13 protein-coding genes are annotated in these 19,839 nt (G+C 55.8%); 3 read left to right on the top strand and 10 right to left on the bottom strand.

All coding sequences use genetic code 11. The features are described 5' to 3' along the window. Positions 1 to 115 precede the first annotated feature (115 nt). From IEW52_RS03495 to IEW52_RS03470, 6 genes are all read right to left on the bottom strand, one after another. Entirely contained in the window at positions 116 to 3,907 is a 3,792-nt protein-coding gene (locus IEW52_RS03495; protein WP_229667772.1) for a YhdP family protein, read from the bottom strand. After that, positions 3,907 to 5,376, bottom strand: coding sequence for a ribonuclease G (rng, locus tag IEW52_RS03490; protein WP_188628695.1), 1,470 nt, complete (start codon positions 5,374 to 5,376; stop codon positions 3,907 to 3,909). Before rng ends, IEW52_RS03495 begins: the two co-directional genes overlap by 1 nt. A 166-nt stretch (positions 5,377 to 5,542) precedes the next feature. Continuing rightward, a complete protein-coding gene (locus IEW52_RS03485; protein WP_308424518.1) occupies positions 5,543 to 6,115 on the bottom strand; it encodes a Maf family protein in 573 nt (190 codons plus the stop codon). A gap of 8 nt (positions 6,116 to 6,123) precedes the next feature. Further along, positions 6,124 to 6,612, bottom strand: coding sequence for a rod shape-determining protein MreD (gene mreD / locus IEW52_RS03480; protein WP_188628694.1), 489 nt, complete (start codon positions 6,610 to 6,612; stop codon positions 6,124 to 6,126). Then, positions 6,609 to 7,493 (bottom strand): rod shape-determining protein MreC, encoded by an 885-nt coding sequence (mreC, locus tag IEW52_RS03475; RefSeq protein ID WP_188628693.1) that lies wholly within the window; start codon positions 7,491 to 7,493, stop codon positions 6,609 to 6,611. The genes mreD and mreC overlap by 4 nt, the downstream gene beginning before the upstream one ends. 36 nt (positions 7,494 to 7,529) lie before the next feature. After that, positions 7,530 to 8,573, bottom strand: coding sequence for a rod shape-determining protein (locus tag IEW52_RS03470; RefSeq protein WP_188628692.1), 1,044 nt, complete (start codon positions 8,571 to 8,573; stop codon positions 7,530 to 7,532). 177 nt (positions 8,574 to 8,750) lie between these two features. Between IEW52_RS03470 and IEW52_RS03465 the strand changes: the two genes are divergently transcribed. Further along, entirely contained in the window at positions 8,751 to 9,695 is a 945-nt protein-coding gene (locus tag IEW52_RS03465) for a 1-aminocyclopropane-1-carboxylate deaminase/D-cysteine desulfhydrase (protein WP_188628691.1), read from the top strand. On the opposite strand, the gene IEW52_RS03460 is transcribed toward IEW52_RS03465, so the two are convergent. Next, positions 9,636 to 11,594 (bottom strand): EAL domain-containing protein, encoded by a 1,959-nt coding sequence (locus IEW52_RS03460; protein WP_188628690.1) that lies wholly within the window; start codon positions 11,592 to 11,594, stop codon positions 9,636 to 9,638. The genes IEW52_RS03465 and IEW52_RS03460 overlap by 60 nt on opposite strands. Positions 11,595 to 12,141: 547 nt before the next feature. On the opposite strand from IEW52_RS03460, the gene IEW52_RS03455 reads away from it, so the two are divergent. After that, the gene (locus tag IEW52_RS03455; protein ID WP_188628689.1) at positions 12,142 to 13,362 is read left to right on the top strand and encodes a dicarboxylate/amino acid:cation symporter; all 1,221 of its coding nucleotides are present in this window, start codon (positions 12,142 to 12,144) and stop codon (positions 13,360 to 13,362) included. Between the two features lie 250 nt (positions 13,363 to 13,612). Here IEW52_RS03455 and ssb read toward each other — a convergent pair whose 3' ends face one another. Continuing rightward, positions 13,613 to 14,236, bottom strand: coding sequence for a single-stranded DNA-binding protein (ssb, locus tag IEW52_RS03450; protein ID WP_188628688.1), 624 nt, complete (start codon positions 14,234 to 14,236; stop codon positions 13,613 to 13,615). 14 nt (positions 14,237 to 14,250) lie between these two features. Next, positions 14,251 to 15,624 carry an MFS transporter gene (locus IEW52_RS03445; protein WP_188628687.1) on the bottom strand — a complete coding sequence of 458 codons (1,374 nt, stop codon included), beginning with the start codon at positions 15,622 to 15,624 and terminating at the stop codon, positions 14,251 to 14,253. Positions 15,625 to 15,770: 146 nt separating this feature from the next. Here IEW52_RS03445 and uvrA point away from each other — a divergent pair, with 146 nt between their 5' ends. After that, positions 15,771 to 18,608, top strand: coding sequence for an excinuclease ABC subunit UvrA (uvrA, locus tag IEW52_RS03440; RefSeq protein WP_188628686.1), 2,838 nt, complete (start codon positions 15,771 to 15,773; stop codon positions 18,606 to 18,608). Between the two features lie 135 nt (positions 18,609 to 18,743). Here the strand turns inward: uvrA and IEW52_RS03435 are convergent, their stop codons facing one another. Continuing rightward, complete coding sequence (locus IEW52_RS03435; RefSeq protein ID WP_188628685.1) at positions 18,744 to 19,514, bottom strand: glutaminyl-peptide cyclotransferase; 771 nt, start codon at positions 19,512 to 19,514, stop codon at positions 18,744 to 18,746. Positions 19,515 to 19,839 lie beyond the last annotated feature (325 nt).

The following is a 19,839-nucleotide window of genomic DNA, read 5'->3' as shown; positions in this document are numbered from 1 at the left end:
TGTCTCCACACCTTGCCCATCACCATGGTAAAGTTGAATGCTAGGTACATACAATATGAAGCCTACAGCAAACAGCCACCCATGTTGAGTGTGGTGAGAGCGCTCGAGGCCGAGTTTATTCTGGTACCGAGACCCGTTTTTTGTCCCGGCCCAGCTCGGTCAAACTGGGTTGTGCCAGCGGCCCGCTGACCTGATAGCGAATGCGGGTAAATACATCCACAACCGGCCCCAGCACCTTGGACAAGGCCAGCACGTACAGTCCGGCCACCGGCGTCACGGCAAACGCCGCCAGCACAGGTAGATTACCGGTTAAATTGGGCGTCAGCTCGAATTGATAATCGAGTTGTTCGGCAGCCAGGTCGACCTGACCCTGGCCGCGCAAGTCGCCCGCCGCCCCCTTCAGTAACAAGTCATCATTTTGCAGCACACCATTGCGCAGCACGCCACTGGCACTGATGCGATCAAAATAAAAACCTTCGGCATATACATCTCTAAAGTCCAGCCGCAGGCGGCGCAATACCGACTCCAGACTGAACACGGAAAGCAGGCCGGCTCCCCGGTCGTTGATTTCGCGTAATACGCCGGCCCCGGTGTCGACCGCCAGAGATCCGTTCATGCTGGCAAGCTCGGGCTGCCAGGGCACGTCCAGCCAGCGCAATTCACCGTCGAGTTGAGCCGAGGTATCGCTAAAGGGCGACTCTTTGCCCAGAGCCTGCCATAGCCGCTGTAAAGAGCCACTGCTGCTTTGCCACTCCAGGCGACTCAGGTTAACACTTTGCTGCTGCAACCACTGGCCGTGAGCCTGAGCCTGCAGCAAGGGGCCATCCACAACAAGGTTGGCAAGCTGTATGCCATTTTCTGTTGGCTGTGGTTGCAACTCGAATGACAACTTGCCCAGTGCCAACTGCTGCCAGCGACAATCATCACACTGAAACTGCAGTGCCGGTATCTGGCTGGGCTCTATTGTTATCTCGGGAAAGGGCTTGCTGCCGGCGGATGTGGCCGTCTTTGAATCCTGGCCGAGCCACAAGCGCGTAAAGTCGGCCTGCAACGGCTGTTCCCCGCCAAAGCTGACCAGGCCGGCGGCCTGCTCGGCCTGAATGCGCAACTGATGCCGAGCCTTGCTTTGGGGAGTCAGGGATAACTGAAGCTGATTCAAAGGCTGCTGCCAAAGCTGCGCCCGGTTGGCCTGTACCGCCACCCGATACGGACTGGGCCAGCTGATACCGCTTTTGGCCGACGTAGCACCGTCATGACCCGGCGAGGACGCCTGCAGATTGCTCAGTAACGCCAACCAGTCATCCAGTGGCAGATCCGGTACCCGCACCGCGATATCCAGCGGCGCCCTGGGCAAGGCGGCATTCACACCGGCACCGGCCGACAGCCATAACTGCTGCACCCGAGCGCCCGAATCAGCAAACGCCAGCCTGGCCTGACCATGAATGTGTTCGCCCAGGTTGAGCTCGAGCTGTGCCTGTTCAACACCGCCTGTCACCGTTAACTGGCTGGGCTGACGACGTCCGGCTTGTTTATCGAGTGGCGCTGGCAACCGGCTACCGAGTCCGGTTAACGCCGAGTTCGCACTAAAGCGGTAGTGCAGCGGGCCTTGGTCAGGCAGGGTCAAATCCAGCTGGCCACGCCAGTCGGCAGTGCCGGATAACTGCGTTAACGGCGAAGACAAGGAGTGCAGCTTTGCTGCCTGCAACTGCCCCTTTATTCCCAGCTTTACCTCATAACCTTCTGTTGTATCCTGGCCAGTGTAATCCAGCCGCAATGGCTGTCCATTCCACTGGGCCTGCAGATCCTTGAACTGGGTTTGCTGCTTGTCAAACAGCAAACGACCACTCACCTCACGCAGCGGTAAATCAAGGGGCTTGACCCGCACCTGGTTACGCGCAAAATCTACCTGTCCATCAACCCCCACCTCACCCCCATGCAATGGAATGCTCAGGGCCAGACGGGCAGCCAGCGTGCCGCTTACTTGTACCTGCTCCAGGGTGATGCCCACGGAGCTGGCCAGTGGAGAGTCCTGCAAATAGGCGGTTACCGCTTCGCCTTCACCGCTGATCTCGGCACTCAGCTCCAGCTTGGCGGTTTCGTTCAGCGGAACGATACGGGCATCGATGGCACTGGCATTGACCGCCCCTAGCCGGCCCTGGCTGCCCTGCATATAAAGGCCCTCGTTTTCAAACAGCAAATCCAGGCTTAAGTCCGACAAGGGCTGCCAATGGGGATCGAAACGGAATTGTGCCTGACGCAATGGCACCCGCGCCTGAAAAATACCCTTGCCGTCGTGATAGGGAAAATTTCTGAGCCGGCCATACCAGAGCACCTCGGCTCCTTTAGCCTGGCCGCCGACGATGGCGCCTTGCAAATAGTCCACCAAGGACGGCCCCATCAGCGGCTCGGGAAAATAACTGTAGGCTTGCTCTGCTCGCAGCACATCTACGCGCGCCGAGGCACTGAGCAAAGGCGACGCCTGCCGGGGCAGCAGCAGGCTGAACCAGCCCTGCAAGGTGAGATCCCGGGTGTCTACCTCCAGCTCGCGGCTCCACAGCAGCCATCCCTCGGTTTGTTTTTGCCATTGCAGCTCGGCAGACAATCGCTGCATGGGCCAGGGCCCCCGAAACGCCTCGTCAAAGGTCCAGTCGACAGCTTCTTGCTGTTGAATATTCAGCTCTCCGCCGTCTGCCGCCACCACGAAATGACCATTCAGCCCCCGGGTTTGCGGCGCCCAGTCAAAGGCCTGGGTGCTGATGTCGTGCAGCTCGCCCTGCCAGCGCCAATGGTCTGCATTGGCGTCGGCAGAAAAATACACCTCGGTCAGCTCACCGCGTGGCGCTATGCCCGCCAGTTGCCGGGCCGGACCGGGCCAGAAGCTTTCACCCCACTGGGCCAATAACGCCAGGTCGGTAAAGGTAAGGCGGTTGAGATACCCCTGTAGACGATCCTGATGCCGGTCCAGCTGCACATGCCAACTCGGCCAGGCTTCGTCATCCACACTAATATCGATATTACTGCTGGCCAATTGCCAGCCCGCCGAGGTGGGTTGCCACTGAATGCGGCCCCCTTTGATGGCAACCTGATGCTGTTCGCCCCAACCGAGGCGATTTTCACCCAGCTCAAGCACACCGGCACTCAGTTGCCCCTGCTGCCATTCGAGCCAGAATTCGAAGTTTACCTTCGCGCTTACTGCCGAATCGTCAGGCCGAATCCGGCTGAGTACCTCGGATGCATCTACGCCATCGGCCTGCAGATAAATACTGCCATCCAGCCGATCCAGTGGCCCGGTAAAATGACTGCTGAGCTGAAATTGCTGGCTGACATCAGAGCCAAAGCCCAGCCGCCCCTGGCCCTGATGCAGGCCGGGGGCATTTTGCCAGTGTAAATCGGGAAGGTGCAGTTCGAACAAGTCTTTGTCCGGGCTGCTGACGGTAAGCAAGGCGTCTTGCAGAGAAAACTGCTCAACCCCTTCCAGCACCAGATGCTGCAAGCCATTCCAGTCGATGGCCTGCGATTTGGCGTCGGCATTTGCCCCCAGAGTAATGGGAAGTCGCAGGCCTTCCAGCGTCAGCTCGTTCAACACCGGCCGCCACTGGCGAAGGCTTTGCCACAGCTGGACATTCACCAGAGCCCGCCGCAGGGTAATAGCCGGTGCATCTTCCTGATGCAGGCTTACTTGGCCCACCACCAGTACCGGGCCATAATCCTGCCAGCTGAGACCAAGCTGTCCCACCTCCAGGGTAAACTGCTGCTCATCAAGCAGTTGCCCAAGCCACTGTTGTTGCCAGCTGGCCAGCCAGGGCGAGCCAAAGCGCAACAGCGTCACCAGCACCGCCAGCAACACTGCCGTCGCGGCCAGGCTTAGCCAGGCCCAGTTCACGCTTCGCCGAAACACCACAGACACTACATCATCACCACATCAAACTGTTCCTGGTTATACAGAGGTTCACTACTGACTTTCACTTGCTTGCCGATAAAGACTTCCAGTTCGGCCAGCATGTGCGACTCGTCCTCTTGCAGCGCAGACGCCACCGCCAGTGCGGCATAGACCACAAACTTGTCGGCATCGTAAGCCTTGTTGACCCGGGTGATTTCACGCAATATTTCGTAGCAGACGGTTTCGACGGTTTTTACCCGCGCCCGACCATTACATTCGGGGCAGGCGCCGCACAGTACATGTTCCAGACTCTCTCGGGTGCGCTTGCGGGTCATTTCCACCAACCCCAGCTGAGAAAAACCATTGACGTTGGTTTTGGCCCTGTCTTTTGCCAGCGCCATTTCCAGGCTGTGCAGCACCCGACGTTTGTGATCGGCATCGTACATGTCGATAAAGTCGATGATGATGATACCGCCCAGATTACGCAGCCGTAGCTGACGGGCGATGGCCTGAGTGGCTTCGGTGTTGGTGTTGAAAATGGTTTCTTCAAGATTGCGATGGCCAACAAAGGCACCGGTATTGATGTCGACCGTGGTCATGGCTTCGGTTTGATCGATAATCAGATAACCACCGGACTTGAGCTCGACCTTTCTGTCCAGCGCACGCTGAATTTCATTTTCCACATCATAAAGATCGAAAATGGGCGACTCACCGTGATAATACTCGATTTTACCCGACAATTCAGGCACAAACTCTTCGACAAAGCCCCCCAGTGCATCGCAAGTACTGCGAGAATCAACGCGGATCCGGTCCAGCTCGGTCCCCACAAAATCGCGTACGATACGACAGCTTAACCCCAGATCTTCATACAACATGGAGCAGGAAGAAGTCTTGCCGCGACGTTCCTGAATTTTACGCCACAAGCGCTTAAGAAAAGCCGCATCCTGTGCCAGCTCGGTTTCACCTACGCCTTCGGCGGCGGTGCGAATGATGTAACCACCCTGCTCATCCACATAGCTACCCACGATTTGCTTGAGCCGATCGCGCTCTTGCTCCGAGTCGATACGCTGCGACACCCCTACGTAGGCGCTGCCAGGCATAAACACCAGATAACGGGAAGGCAGGGTAATATCCGTGGTCAGTCGGGCGCCTTTGGTGCCCAGTGGATCCTTGACTACCTGCACCACTATGTACTGGCCCTGACGGACCAGCTCGGCAATGTTACCAGCCTGAAAATGCGCCTGCTCCTTGGTATCGACACATTCGGTGTGAGGCACTATATCCGAGGCGTGCAGGAAGGCGGCTCGTTCGCCGCCAATATCGACAAAGGCGGCCTGCATGCCGGGCAGCACCCGACTGACTTTGCCTTTGTAGATATTGCCGACAATACCGCGGCGTGACTGACGCTCGACATGCACTTCCTGCAGAATTCCGTTTTCTACTAGCGCGACTCGCGTTTCTGCGGGAGTCACATTGATAATCAATTCTGCCGACATGCTTGCACCGTCCATAGAAGAAGTTAATGTTCCCTAAACTACCATAGAATGACGGTGGGTTGAGGGACGGTTGATGTTTCAGGGTGATTTTTGCAAACCTGCGGGGTCGGCCAAACGCGTTTTTCGTCAACCTCGTTTAACCGTAAAGTGCAACAGACCCGAATCATCAGTCCAACAGCACGTCGGCCTGGCGCAACAGGGCTTCTGTTTCTACCAATGGCAGGCCGACCACGGCGCTGTAGCTGCCATTAATGCGTGTGACAAAGCGCCCTCCCAGCCCTTGAATGCCATAACCGCCAGCCTTGTCGGTGGGTTCGCCACTGGCCCAGTATCGCGCAATATCGGCGTCGCTCAGCTCGCGAAAGGTCACCTGGGTGCAAACGGTCACGTCTATCAGCTGTTGGGGGCATGCCAGCGCCATCGCCGTCATTACCTGATGGGTACGGCCAGACAAGCGCCGCAGCATGGCATAACCGTCTGCCTGATCTTGGGGTTTTTCCAGCACATCACCGTCCAGTACCACTATGGTGTCGCCGGCCAGCACAGGAAGAGACTGAGGCGCCATGGCCAGACCGGCCCGCGCCTTGTCACGGGCAAGGCGCAGTACATAGGTAGCGGCATCTTCATCGGCCTGGCACTCTTCAACCCGAGGCAGCAGCAACTCGAAGGTCACGCCTAATTGGGCAAGTAGTTCACGGCGGCGAGGAGAAGCAGAGGCAAGATAAATCCGGGGCATCATAGACAATCTCAGGACAGGGCAAACTGGCGACGACATTTGCGCAACAGCAGGAAGATCCACGGCCAGAACACCATGCTACTGACGATGGACCAGAAGTAATGATAGTCGAGCTGCACGTCCCGGTTCATGTAGGCGGCCCAGAAGATCAACAGCTTGTTGATAATGGCCAGCGCCCCCACTACAAAAGCCTGCTGCCAGACCGAGTAGTTACGCATGCGCTGAAACTGGTAGGCCGCTAAATACACCGGGATCACCAGCGCCAGTGCATGTATGCCCAGTACGGAACCCAGCAGCACATCCAGCACCAGACCGGAAAAAAACGCCGTGCCCACGTTGGCCCTGTGCGGCAGGGCTATGGTCCAGTAAATAAGGGTGACCAGCAGCCAGTCTGGTCGAAAGGGAGCAATGAGATCGGGCAGCGGCAGAATCGATAAAATGAGCGCCAGCAGTAAACTGACGGCAATGACCAAACGTCCTTTAAAAGAAAAAGTTCTCATTGGGATACTTGCTCACCGGTGTCGGGGCGCTGGGCGACCGCGGCATCCACATCAATGATTCTGGGCGCAGGCCACAGCAGCAACAAATAGCGAACCCGGTCCAAAGCGGCAAAAGGCTGTACCCGGATATCGGCAAAGGGCTGACCTTCTTCGTAGCCAACGCGACTGACCCGCCCCACAGGGTAACCTTCCGGAAAACGCCCCGCCAGGCCGGAACTCAGCAGTATGTCGCCTTCTCGGATATCGGTATTGCGGGTGATATTGTGCAGCAGCAGTCGGTCCAGCTGGCCACTGCCGCTGGCAATGGCCCGAATGTCGTTACGCGCCACCCGCACCGGAATACCATGGCTGGTATCGGTGATCAGCAACACGCGACTGGTGGTTTTACCCACCGAAATCACCTGGCCCACCACCCCTTGCTCGTTCAGTACCGGCTGACCTTCAAACACCCCTTCCAGGCTGCCTTTGTCTATCACCGCCTGATGAGAGAAGGGATCTGTGTCGACCGCCATAATCTCAGCCACCATGCGGCGGGTATCGAAACGCACCGGTGATCCCAGCAAGTCGCGCAACCGTTTGTTTTCCTGCTCCAGATGACGCAGGCGCAGCAAATCATCTCGCAGCAAAAACAACTGCTGCTCCAGTCGTTGTGACTGGGACAGCAGCGCCTGGTTCGACATCAACTGGCTGGATGCCGAATCAAGCAGGATCCGGGGACTGTTCGCCATATACTGCAAGGGGCTGACCAATGAATTGAGGTACACCTTGGCCCAGTTAAAGCTTTGGTAGCGGCTGTCGGCAATAATCAGTACCAACGACAACACCACCGCCAACGCCAGGCGGATAGGGAGAGAGGGACCTCGACCAAAAATCGGTTTCATGGGGCAATAGACAGGCCGAGCAGCTCGGCCTCGTTATTAATCGTAATGGAACAAGTCTCCGCCATGCATGTCGATCATCTCCAATGCCTTGCCGCCACCACGGGCCACACAGGTCATGGGATCGTCAGCCACAACGACCGGAATGCCGGTTTCTTCCATCAGTAAACGGTCGAGATCACGCAACAGGGCACCACCGCCCGTCAGTACCATACCGCGCTCGGAAATATCCGACGCCAGCTCGGGAGGAGACTGCTCCAGCGCCACCATCACCGCACTCACAATACCCGACAGCGGCTCTTGCAGTGCTTCCAGAATCTCGTTGGAATTAAGGGTAAAGCTGCGGGGCACCCCTTCTGCCAGGTTACGACCGCGTACTTCAATTTCCAGTACTTCATCGCCCGGATAGGCAGAACCCACTTCGTGCTTGATACGCTCGGCCGTGGCTTCACCAATCAAGGAGCCATAGTTACGGCGCACATAATTGATAATAGACTCGTCAAAACGATCGCCGCCTATTCGTACCGACTGCGAATACACCACACCGTTCAGCGAGATAATCGCCACTTCCGTGGTACCGCCACCAATATCGACCACCATGGAGCCGGTTGCCTCGGACACGGGCAAGCCCGCACCTATGGCCGCCGCCATGGGTTCGTCAATCAGGTAGACTTCGCGGGCACCGGCGCCCAGCGCCGATTCCTTGATGGCTCGGCGCTCTACCTGGGTAGAGCCGCAAGGCACGCACACCAGAACCCGAGGGCTGGGGCGAAAGAAATTATTGTCATGCACCTGTTTGATAAAGTGCTGCAGCATTTTTTCGGTCACATAAAAATCGGCAATCACGCCGTCTTTCATGGGACGAATGGCCGCAATATTACCCGGGGTTCGGCCCAGCATTTGTTTGGCAGCATGACCGACGGCGGCAACACTTTGGCTTTGGCCGGATCTCTCCTGGCGAATGGCCACAACAGAAGGCTCGTTAAGAACAATGCCTTGATCTTTAACGTAGATGAGTGTGTTGGCCGTGCCCAAATCGATCGAAAGATCGTTGGAAAACATGCCTCTTAGCTTTTTAAACATATGCTGAAGGAGACCCTGGATTAAGAAAGCAGAAAAAGTGCGGCTAACTTTATCAATGCAGCCTATTACTGGCAAGGAACAAGCATACCTAAAACCACACATGAGCCGGTATGAGTTTCAATAAAACAATAAGTTCCCTAGACTTAGCCAATTATTCCTTTTATTTTATTTTTCGTGATGACGTTATCTTCATGGCACCGCCTCTATTCATCACCCTCCTCACCTCAAGGGCTGCAACCGCTATGCCATCCGCTGCTGTCTCGACACGGTCTGACACTCTGGCTCAAGCGTGATGATCTGTTGCACCCCACGATTTCCGGCAACAAATGGCGCAAACTAAAATATATACTGCGCCAGGCCCTGTCGGATCAAGCCCTCGGCATCCTCAGTTTTGGCGGCGCCTACTCCAATCATCTGCATGCCCTTGCCGCGGCAGGTCATCAGCTGGGCCTGCCCACCGTCGGTATCGTTCGCGGAGAAGCAAGCAGCCGTCACAATCCCACCCTGAGCGACGCCCGCCACTGGGGCATGACACTGGAATTTGTCGACCGCCAGCAATATCGCCGCCGCCAGGATGCCGACTGGCTGGCCGAACTGGCGCTCCGCTACCCGGGTTACCTAATGGTGCCTGAAGGTGGCAGCTGCGCCCTGGCCTTACCCGGCGTGGCCGAATTGTGGCAAGAGTTATGGCAAGAGCCGAGACAAGCAGAGCAGCAGATAGATGAAGTTATATTACCGGTGGCCAGCGGCGGCACCCTGGCGGGACTGCTGTCGGCCCGCTCGGCCCACTGCAGGGTAAGGGGCTATGCGGTATTGAAGGGAGCCCACTGGTTAACCGATGAAATCTGTCGCCTGTATCCACCGGCGGCGCAGGACGCCGGCTGGCAGCTGATGCTTGACCATCATGGTGGCGGTTACGCCAAATGCTCCGCCAGTGATAGAGCCGAGATCGACACACTGGCCAGCCAACTTGGCATACCGCTAGAGCCCATTTACAGCGGCAAGGCGCTGCTGGGGTTGTTTCGCGATATTGCTGCCGGTGTCTACCCTGCGGGCAGCCGGTTAGTGTTTATTCACACCGGGGGCCTGCAGGGAGCTCGTGGCACGCAAGGGCTGCGCTAAGCGCTCTGGACAGGCGAAAAAGTAGCCCTGACCGGCGTGGATTCCCAATTGCGACAAACACTGCCATTCGGCAGCATTTTCCACGCCCATGGCAATCACCTGGGTTTGCGTGCCGACACAATTACCAATCAAACTTCTTACCGCCATCTGGTTGGTGGGTTTGCTGTTGATGTCCCGTACCAGGCTGGAATGCAGTTTAAGATAGTCCAGCTCATAGTCTTTGATATATTGCGCACTCACCACATCCTGCCCCGCATGATCAACCGCCAGCCGGCATCCCAATGCCTTGAGAGCACGCAGGGGTTTGCTCAGCGCCTGAAAATGACGGCTGACCTGGGCCTCCGACAATTCAATCACCAGATGGTTAAGCATCGACTTGGGCCGCTGGATCAACTCAAATACCAGCCAACTATGAAAGTCACCGTTCAGCAGGCTGTCTGCCGAGACATTGAGCGACAAAGTCGTCTCTTGCTCATCTTGCTGTAACAGTGCCAGTGCGCGCACCACCAGCGCCTTGTCCAGCTCTTTCAGCAAGCCGCATTTTTCCGCCATCGGCAAAAAGTGCCCCGCCGACAATTCCCGCCCCTGCTCATCATGAATACGAGCCAGTAGCTCGTATTTGATGGGTGGCTTTTTTGCGTCGGTAAACACGCCTTGGCGGTCCAGCATAATCAAATCCTGCTCCAGCAGGCGACTCAGCAGGGTGCGCCAGCGCACTGTGCCCTTGCCCATGCTTTCTTCGGTAACGCCCTTGTAGTACATAAAATAGCCGTCACCTCCCTGCAGGGCCGCACTGCGCAGAGCCAATTCGGCTTCTTCCTGAACCTGCAGCAACTGCTCTCCATAGCGAAAACAGACACCACCGATATAAAGGGCAGGATCACTCACATCATCTGGCCAGTGCAGCCGGCGCAATAATTTCATTACCTGCCGCGCGGCTTCCAGGGCTTCGCTTTCCACCAGGTTGGGAAACAGCAAGGCAAAGGTATTGCCGTTATAACGCGCCTGCAGGGCGCCGGGAAAACGACGAATGAAGTGGCTTAAATAAATGGAGGCGGAAGACAATATTTCATCGCCACGCTCGTATCCCAGGTGATAATTGATTTGTTCCAGATCCTGCAGTTCGACCAACAGCAAGGCGCCGGAATGACTGGCAGAATCGTTGAGTGCCGCCTCCAGCCGATTATCAAAGAATACCCGGTTGCCGATACCGGTTTTCTTGTCCACAAACACATTGGCACGCATATAGGTATCGAACCGGCTGCGTTCCTTGCCCGCGTCTTTAAGCTCAAGCAGTAGCTTGTCCAATGCCTGGCTGGCAAAATGCGGCCACTCTTCCTTGGGATCATGCTGCAGTAACTTGAGCTTTCCCTGCAGAATAAACTGCCCACGCAAATCGAGTAGCTCGGCACCACGCAACTGACGCCTGAACCAGCGTAAAATAAACAGGGTGCCCAGAAACACCAGCAAGATAGCCCCGGTAACGCCAGACAGCGCGGCCATGGAATGATCCAACTGGTAGAAAGGTGGCCGCAGCACCAGTTGAAGGCTTAACTGAGGGTAGGCACTTAGCGAGCGTTGATATTCCAGTGACAACTCGTTGGCGGACAACGACTGCGGTGCATCATAGCGATACAGGGGCTTGTCTTCCTGCAACACCACCAAGTCGATGATATCGTTAACATCCAGAAATGCCGGCAGCCAGGTATCGATAATCTCTTGCTGCTCGGTTCCGGTTTTCCAGGTTTCATTCACCAGACGCACTACCGAGTCGACCTGGCGCTGCTGATAAACAGCCCCCATTTGATAGAAGCTGATACCAGCCCCTATCAGCACCATCATCACGGCCGCCAATATGCACAAACTGATAGTGGCAGTAAGCTGATTGGTAAATTTCATCAAAAATCCCTGACTATAATACCGGTAAGTTCCGGCCTTCTTCCCTGAATGCTGTTGTTACGATCCAAAACTACGCTGAACAACCCATATTGATCATTATCCTAGCCTAGTCGTTAAAACACCAACGCTAATGCTACAGACACCCATAACGCGTTTTTATCGTTATTTAAGCAATGTTTGCGCTTTGGTGCGTCACTTTGTGTCAACACGACCAAATACGTAGCATTATGTAATAACATTTATCGTCCAGCTGGCTTATCACGGCCTTTTCCGGTGGGCCATTTTATTGCCACTGAAACTAACCTCGCCTTTCAACGGTCTTGAGCTTTTCATGTACCATAAGCTCGGCTGGCATACAGACCATTCAGCTGCACGCCGCTGTGGCTCACTGAATGATTGATGACGGGTGACGAAAAACAGTAACAGGAGATGCAGAGATTAAGGATATAACCCCCAGCAATGATAAACGGCTCTTGATAGCTATTTTAATGGCTTCTGCAGTGATGCCGGCCGGCATCCCAACCCCAAGCAACCTGGTCGAGTTTTGATGAATATATGGAAGAAATATAACGACACCTCACTGGTGATCAAGATGTCGGCCGGCTTCCTGCTCGGCATTCTGGTGGCGCTTGTGTTCCAAGAGCAGGCGGCGGTGCTCAAACCTCTGGGGACCATATTCATTCGTTTGTTAAGCCTGATAGCCACGCCGGTGATTTTTTTAACGGTCGCACTCGCTATTGGCCGAATGAATATCCGACAGATGGGCAGACTGGGCGGCAAGCTCGTTCTCTACTATGCAGCCACCACCGCCATGGCGGTACTCATCGGCGTATCTGTGGCGTTGTTGCTCAGCCCGGGTAACCAGTTGTCACTGCCCGATATTACGGTCAAACAGCCGGATATTCCCGTTGTCTCCGATATGCTGATCAAGATAGTGCCCGAGAATATCTTTGCTGCTTTTTCGGGGGGCGACTTAATGGCCATTCTGTTTGTTGCCATCATCATGGGCATGGCCATGTCGCGCATGTGCTTTGCCGATGATGAAAAGATGAGAAGCCACGGCGCCCTGCTTGAACAGTTGTTTTCTGCTTTTAACGAGCTTTTCTACAAGTTATTGAAGGGGATCTTGCTGTATGCGCCCATCGGCGTATTTGCGATCAGCGCCGCGACTTTTGGCACTCAAGGCTGGGAAACGCTCTCCTCGCTGTTGATGTTTACCGCCACCTTCTACCTGGGGTTGCTGCTATTGTGGTCACTGGTCTACACCTTCTTTTTGAAAATGTCGGGCCATTCGATACGGCCGTTTTTTGCCAATACCAAAGAAGCCTATGCCACCGCCTTCTTTACTTCGAGCAGCCTGGCCACCTTGCCGGTAGCCATTGCAGCCGCCAAAAAGGCCGGTATATCGGATCGCACCGCCAACTTCGCCCTGCCATTGGGGGCCATTTTCAATTCCGATGGCGGCGCGTTGCGTATGGGGGTTTCCTTGGTGTTTGCCGCCAACATCATGGGGCTGGATTTGGCCTGGTTTGATTTCGTGACCATAGTCGTGATCGGCACTGTATTATCCATAGGCACCGCCGGCATCCCCGCCGCCGGTTTGGTTACCTTGTCTGCGGTGTTGAGTCTGTTCGGTTTGCCGTTGGAAATTGTGGCATTGATTGCCGGTGTAGATGCGCTGATCAGCATGGGCGGCACCGCCTCTAACGTCACCGGCGACATCATAGGCGCCGCGGTCATCGACGAAAAAGAAACCGTCCCGGTTTAGCAACCTGGCTCACTTTCTTAATGCTCAAGGCCAGCATCATTGCTGGCCTTCTTTATTGCTTTAAACCATGACCGCTGATTGTTTTCGCTACGCGATAACAGGCGTTGAAATCGACTCTTCGCCGATGGTTACAGAGTCACCAGATAGCTCTGTTATTTAAACTTTCTGGCATTAATGACTCAGCTTTCACTAAAAATAAAGCCCCCGCTTTCGCGGAGGCTTGAACACACAGAACAAACTCAAATGAATCCTAGAACGGAATGTCGTCGTCGAAGTCCATTGGCGGCTCATTGTAGGTGGGCGCCGGGGCGGGCTGATTTTGTGGCCCGGCAGGTTTCTGCTGGCCATATTGTGGTTGTCCCTGAGGTGCAGATTGCGGGCCACCTTGTGGTTGACCGCCTTGTTGACCCCAGTTGCCCTGACCGCCCTGCTGCTGGCCACCATATTGCTGACCACCTTGTGGCTGTCCGCCTTGCTGGCCCCAGTTGCCCTGGCCGCCACCCTGCTGCTGACCACCGCCCTGTGGACGACCGCCCAGCATTTGCATGGTGCCGCCCATATCGACCACAACCTCGGTGGTGTACTTGTCCTGGCCGCTCTGGTCTTGCCACTTACGGGTTTGCAGACGGCCCTCAACGTACACCTGAGAGCCCTTGCGCAGATATTCACCGACAATTTCGGCCAACTTGCCGAAAAACACCACCCGGTGCCATTCGGTACGTTCTTTCTGCTCGCCGGATTGCTTGTCGCGCCAGGTTTCACTGGTGGCCAAGGTAATATTTGCCACCGCATTACCATTAGGCAAGTAACGCACTTCCGGATCCTGACCCAGATGGCCGATCAGGATAACTTTATTAATGCCTCTATTGGCCATAACTCGCTCCGTACTTACAGGTTAATCAAGCTTTGCGCTCGATCCAATTCAAAAATATTGCCGTCTACCTTAAGGTAGGCCGATCCCTCTTCCGGGATAATCAAGGCTTCATGCACACCGGGCAACGCTAACAGTTGCGCCAGTAAAAGCTCTCGGCGTTCTGTATTTTCTATATTAACACCGATGGGCAAGATATGAGACCGCACCTTGCTGACATTGCTCATACCCGCTGCCAGCCAGAACCAGACTGCCATGCAGGCCGCGACCAGCAAAAACACCCCTGAGCCGCCCAGCTGCTGAAACAGCAAACCGCCCAGCACGCCCCCTAAAAAGGCACCAAAAAACTGACTGGTCGAATAAATGCCCATCGCCGTGCCCTTGGCCCCCGCCGGTGCCAACATCGACAAGAACGCCGGTAGCGAGGCTTCCATAAAGTTGAAGGCGGTAAAATACAGCACCATGGCCAGCGCCAGCACGGCAATATGTCCCTTGCCTGCCGCCATCAGGATCAGCGCCACCATCATCACCAGAATAGAAGCCTGAAACAGCTGCTTGTTCATGTTGCGCCGTGCACCCAGGATCAAGAATGGCACTATCAGCACAAACGACAGTAACAAAGCAGGCAGATACAGCCACCAGTGATGCTCGGCCGCCAGACCAGCATCGAGCAAAGTCAGCGGAAAGGCCACAAACACCGCGGTCAGCGTCAAATGGAGTAACAGGATGCCAAAGTCGAGCCGTAATAACTGCTTGTCTTTTAACAGCCGGCCAAACAACTCGGGGGCGGCTGTGACATCACGGATCTGGCCACGGTGCACCGAGTCCGGTAGCAGGAAGCGCACCATTAAAATACCGACTACTGCCAGCAGCGCCGTCGTCCAAAATACCCCCGACAGCCCAAACAGCGATGCCAATACCGGGCCCAACACCATGGCAATGGCAAACGAAATACCGATACACACACCAATAATGGCCATGGCCTTGGTGCGATTTTCTTCTCGGGTAATGTCTGCGGCCAACGCAAGAATAGCACCGGCAATGGCGCCCGAGCCTTGCAGCACGCGGCCAACGGCCACGCCGTACACCGAATCCGACATGGCGGCCACGACAGAGCCGAGGGCAAATAACGTCAGGCCGCCATAAATGACCGGCTTGCGGCCGATGCGATCCGACAGCCAACCGGCCGGAATTTGCAGTACCGCCTGGGTCAGGCCATAAATGCCGATCACTATCCCCACCCACAAGGGCGAAAATCCAATAAGGTCTTTACCGTATAACGCGAACACCGGCATGATCATAAACAAGCCGAGCATTCGCATGCCAAAGATGCTCGCCAGGGTAAAGGAAGCCCGTCGTTCGCGGGGGCTGAAGCCGTGCTCGTCGCTCATGAGTCCTCTTGCGCAGTCACATAAGATGGAAAGAGGCGCTAGTTTAGCACGGGGACGCAGTCAAGATTAATCCTTATTCTAACTTGGCGGGCTTATGATCCAGTGCCATACTAGCCGGTCGAATTTACACCAAGGTGATGTTGCAGATGGATAAAATCGAAGTTCGCGGAGCCAGAACCCACAACCTGAAAAATATCAGTCTGGACTTGCCCCGAGACAAGCTGATTGTCATTACCGGCCTGTCCGGATCGGGTAAGTCGTCGCTTGCCTTCGATACTCTTTATGCAGAAGGCCAGCGTCGCTACGTTGAGTCACTGTCGGCCTACGCCCGCCAGTTTCTTTCCTTGATGGAAAAACCGGACGTCGACCACATAGAAGGCCTGTCGCCCGCCATTTCCATCGAGCAGAAGTCCACGTCTCATAACCCGCGCTCCACCGTGGGCACCATCACCGAAATTTACGATTATCTGCGCCTGTTGTTTGCCCGGGTTGGCGAGCCTCGCTGCCCGACTCACTCATTGCCTTTGGCGGCACAAACCGTCAGCCAGATGGTCGACAAGGTGCTGGAGCAGCCAGAAGGCGAAAAGCTGATGCTGTTGGCTCCCGTGGTACGGGATCGCAAAGGCGAACACACCAAGCTGCTCGAAAACCTGGCCGCCCAGGGCTTTATCCGGGCTCGCATCGACGGCGAAGTGTGTGATTTGTCGGATCCACCGACCCTGGAACTGCAAAAGAAACACACCATTGAAGTGGTGGTCGATCGTTTCAAGGTGCGCGACGATCTGCAGCTGCGCCTGGCCGAATCCTTTGAAACCGCCCTCGAACTGTCCGGCGGCATCGCCTCGGTGGTGGCCATGGACGACAGCAGCCAGACCGAACTGGTGTTTTCCGCCAACTTCGCCTGCCCGCAATGTGGTTACTCCATTGCCGAGCTGGAGCCGCGGATCTTTTCTTTCAATAACCCGGCCGGTGCCTGCGACACCTGTGATGGTTTGGGGGTGCAGCAGATTGTCGACCCCGAGAAGGTGATCAGCAACCCCGAGCTCAGCCTGTCTGGCGGCGCCATTCGCGGCTGGGACAAGCGCAGCTATTACTATTATCAAATGCTCAAGTCCCTGGCCGAGCATTATGACTTTGATCTGGAAGTGCCCTATCAGGAGCTGCCCGAGGCCGTGCAACAGGCAGTATTGTATGGCTCGGGTCGCACCAGTATCGACTTCAAGTACATGAACGACCGTGGCGATGTGCTGGTACGCAAGCACCCCTTTGAAGGCATTCTGCATAATATGGAACGCCGCTACCGCGAAACCGAGTCCAACTCGGTGCGCGAAGAGCTGGCTAAATATCAAAGTCACCGCGCCTGCCCCGGCTGCAGCGGCGCCCGCCTGAAAGAAGGCCCGCGCAACGTGTTTGTGGCCGACCATACTCTGCCGCAAGTAGCAGACATGGCTATTGGCGAGGCCCATGCCTTTTTTACCAACATGGAACTCGTCGGCCAGAAGGCACAAATTGCCGACAAGATTTTCAAGGAAATTGTCGCCCGCCTCGGCTTTCTGGTTAACGTGGGCCTGAATTATCTGACGCTGTCGCGCAGCGCCGATACGCTGTCGGGCGGTGAGGCCCAGCGAATTCGTCTGGCCAGCCAGATTGGCGCCGGCCTGGTCGGTGTCATGTACGTATTGGATGAGCCCAGTATTGGCCTGCATCAACGGGATAATGAACGCTTACTCTCTACCCTGACCCACTTGCGTGACCTGGGTAATACGGTGATTGTGGTGGAGCATGATGAAGATGCCATTCGCGCCGCCGATCATGTACTGGATATTGGCCCGGGTGCCGGCGTGCACGGCGGCTATATCGTCGCCCAGGGCACGCCTGCCGAAGTGATGGCCAATCCCGATTCCCTGACCGGCGCGTATCTGTCCGGCACCAAGTGCATTGCCATTCCTGCCGAGCGCACGCCTGTGGGTGAGCACTGGCTCACCCTGAAGGGGGCCAAGGGCAACAACTTGCAGAACGTCGACCTGGAAATACCACTGGGGTTGATGACCTGCGTCACCGGCGTGTCCGGCTCGGGTAAATCGACTCTGATCAACAATACCCTGTTCCCTATCGCCCACCGTGAGCTGAACAAGGCCACCGTGAGCCAGCCGGCCCCTTATCGCAGCATAGAGGGCATGAACAAGCTGGATAAGGTAGTGGATATCGATCAAAGCCCGATTGGCCGCACCCCGCGCTCCAATCCGGCCACCTATACCGGTATTTTCACCCCGATTCGAGAGCTGTTTGCCGCCACCCATGAAGCCCGCTCCCGGGGCTATAAACCGGGCCGCTTCTCGTTCAACGTCAAGGGCGGGCGCTGCGAGGCGTGTCAGGGCGATGGTCTGATCAAGGTAGAAATGCATTTTTTACCCGACGTGTACGTGCCCTGCGATGTGTGCAAGAGCAAGCGCTATAACCGCGAAACCCTGGAGATAAAATACAAGGGGCTGAGCATTCATGAAGTACTGGATATGACGGTAGAAGCCGCCTGCGAGTTTTTTGCCCCCGTACCGGCCATTCATCGCAAGCTGCAAACCCTGATGGACGTAGGCCTGTCCTATATTCGTCTCGGCCAGTCGGCCACCACTTTGTCGGGGGGTGAGGCGCAGCGGGTCAAGCTGGCCAAGGAGCTGTCGAAGCGCGATACCGGCCAAACGCTATATATTCTGGATGAGCCCACCACAGGCCTGCATTTTCAGGACATTCAGCTGCTGCTGACCGTGCTGCATAGGCTGCGCGACCACGGTAATACGGTGGTCATTATCGAGCATAACCTGGATGTGGTGAAAACCGCCGACTGGATTGTCGACATGGGTCCGGAAGGCGGCAGCGGTGGCGGTCAGATACTGGTCGCAGGCACCCCGGAGCAAGTGGCCGCTCACACCAGTTCACACACAGCCCGCTTCTTGCGGCCCATGCTGGGAATGACTGCGCCGAACTAAAGACAGACACCATTCCCATGCCGTCTTACCGGGCTTGCCCCGGTATCTTTTTACAAACCACTAAAAAACTCAAAACAGACCCTGATTTCCATCAGGATGACGGCAGGTGTTTAGCTGGGCGCTTGATGCTCGGTGCTATTTATTCTGCCATTTCACCTTGAACAGGGTGGGCCAATGCTTGCCGGTCAGGTAAAACACCTCGGCCTGCTCATCATAGGCGATACCGTTCAGTACCGCCTCCGGATCTCTTCCCTTCCCGCTTTCTGCCACCAGCGCGCTGGCATCTATCTCGGCCTCGATACGGCCGCTGATTTTGTTGATCCGCACCAGCCGCGGCTCTTTCCAGATATTGGCATAAATGTGCCCCCCCACACAGGCCAGATCGTTCAGCTTAGGTTGAGGTTGGCCATTGAGTGTGACCACTAACTGCCCTTGCAGGGCGAAGTCGTGTGGGCTACGTCGGTATAAACGGCTGGAGCCATCACTCATCCATAGCTCGTGGCCATCAAAGCACAGGCCCCAGCCTTCGCCGCCATATTGAAATGCCTGCTGCAAGCTTAAATCGTCCCGGTTATATACCAGCGCCAGCCCCTCACGCCAGGTCAGCTGAATAAGCTGCTGGCCCACCAGTGCCAGCCCTTCGCCAAAATAAGCAGGATCCAGCGCAAGTTTGGCCAGCACTTCGCCGGTCAGCGGATTCACCTTGCGCAGGCTGCTGTCACCATACAGGCCAGTGCTTTCATAAAGCATGTCCTGGTGCCACACCAACCCCTGGGTAAACGCCCGGGTATCGTGAGGCAACCGCTCGATGACTTCGACGGTTAACTGCTCTACAGACTGATGGGTTGCGTGTACTGGCAAACTGCATAGCAAAACGGACAGCAGCAGCCCGGCACCTTGGGCCATACTCAATACCTTGATAATGATGATCCTTTTTCAACATGTCACTAACGTATAAAGACAGCCGTCACGCAGAGCTAAAAGTAAAAAGCTGTGCTAAAAACTAAAAAGAGGCTCGCGGCCACTCTGCTATTGCTGGGCAAGGGGCCAGGGCGAGTGAGTGTCGATAATTGTCGCAATCCAGAAATGATTCAAATGGGGCTAAGACATTGATGAATAACGATTCCGGCACTGATGTCGACGAAAGCTGACGCCAGCAAAACAGCTAGATGCTTGCTATCATCCTCATTTAAATGGAGATTCGCTACGCTTAATATTAATAAATCAAACG

Origin of the sequence: Oceanisphaera marina (assembly GCF_014643915.1) — a bacterium.
GTDB classification, from domain to species: domain Bacteria; phylum Pseudomonadota; class Gammaproteobacteria; order Enterobacterales; family Aeromonadaceae; genus Oceanimonas; species Oceanimonas marina.
This window is presented reverse-complemented; position numbering and strand designations above follow the sequence as displayed.

Excerpts from the sequence above, each read along its gene's own strand:
- IEW52_RS03460 (WP_188628690.1), bottom strand. The coding sequence starts at position 11,594 with ATGAAATTTACCAATCAGCTTACTGCCACTATCAGTTTGTGCATATTG.
- IEW52_RS03465 (WP_188628691.1), top strand. The coding sequence starts at position 8,751 with ATGACGTTATCTTCATGGCACCGCCTCTATTCATCACCCTCCTCACCT.
- IEW52_RS03435 (WP_188628685.1), bottom strand. The coding sequence starts at position 19,514 with ATGGCCCAAGGTGCCGGGCTGCTGCTGTCCGTTTTGCTATGCAGTTTG.
- IEW52_RS03470 (WP_188628692.1), bottom strand. The coding sequence starts at position 8,573 with ATGTTTAAAAAGCTAAGAGGCATGTTTTCCAACGATCTTTCGATCGAT.
- uvrA (WP_188628686.1), top strand. The coding sequence starts at position 15,771 with ATGGATAAAATCGAAGTTCGCGGAGCCAGAACCCACAACCTGAAAAAT.
- IEW52_RS03485 (WP_308424518.1), bottom strand. The coding sequence starts at position 6,115 with ATGATGCCCCGGATTTATCTTGCCTCTGCTTCTCCTCGCCGCCGTGAA.
- mreD (WP_188628694.1), bottom strand. The coding sequence starts at position 6,612 with ATGAGAACTTTTTCTTTTAAAGGACGTTTGGTCATTGCCGTCAGTTTA.
- IEW52_RS03455 (WP_188628689.1), top strand. The coding sequence starts at position 12,142 with ATGAATATATGGAAGAAATATAACGACACCTCACTGGTGATCAAGATG.
- IEW52_RS03445 (WP_188628687.1), bottom strand. The coding sequence starts at position 15,624 with ATGAGCGACGAGCACGGCTTCAGCCCCCGCGAACGACGGGCTTCCTTT.
- ssb (WP_188628688.1), bottom strand. The coding sequence starts at position 14,236 with ATGGCCAATAGAGGCATTAATAAAGTTATCCTGATCGGCCATCTGGGT.
- mreC (WP_188628693.1), bottom strand. The coding sequence starts at position 7,493 with ATGAAACCGATTTTTGGTCGAGGTCCCTCTCTCCCTATCCGCCTGGCG.
- rng (WP_188628695.1), bottom strand. The coding sequence starts at position 5,376 with ATGTCGGCAGAATTGATTATCAATGTGACTCCCGCAGAAACGCGAGTC.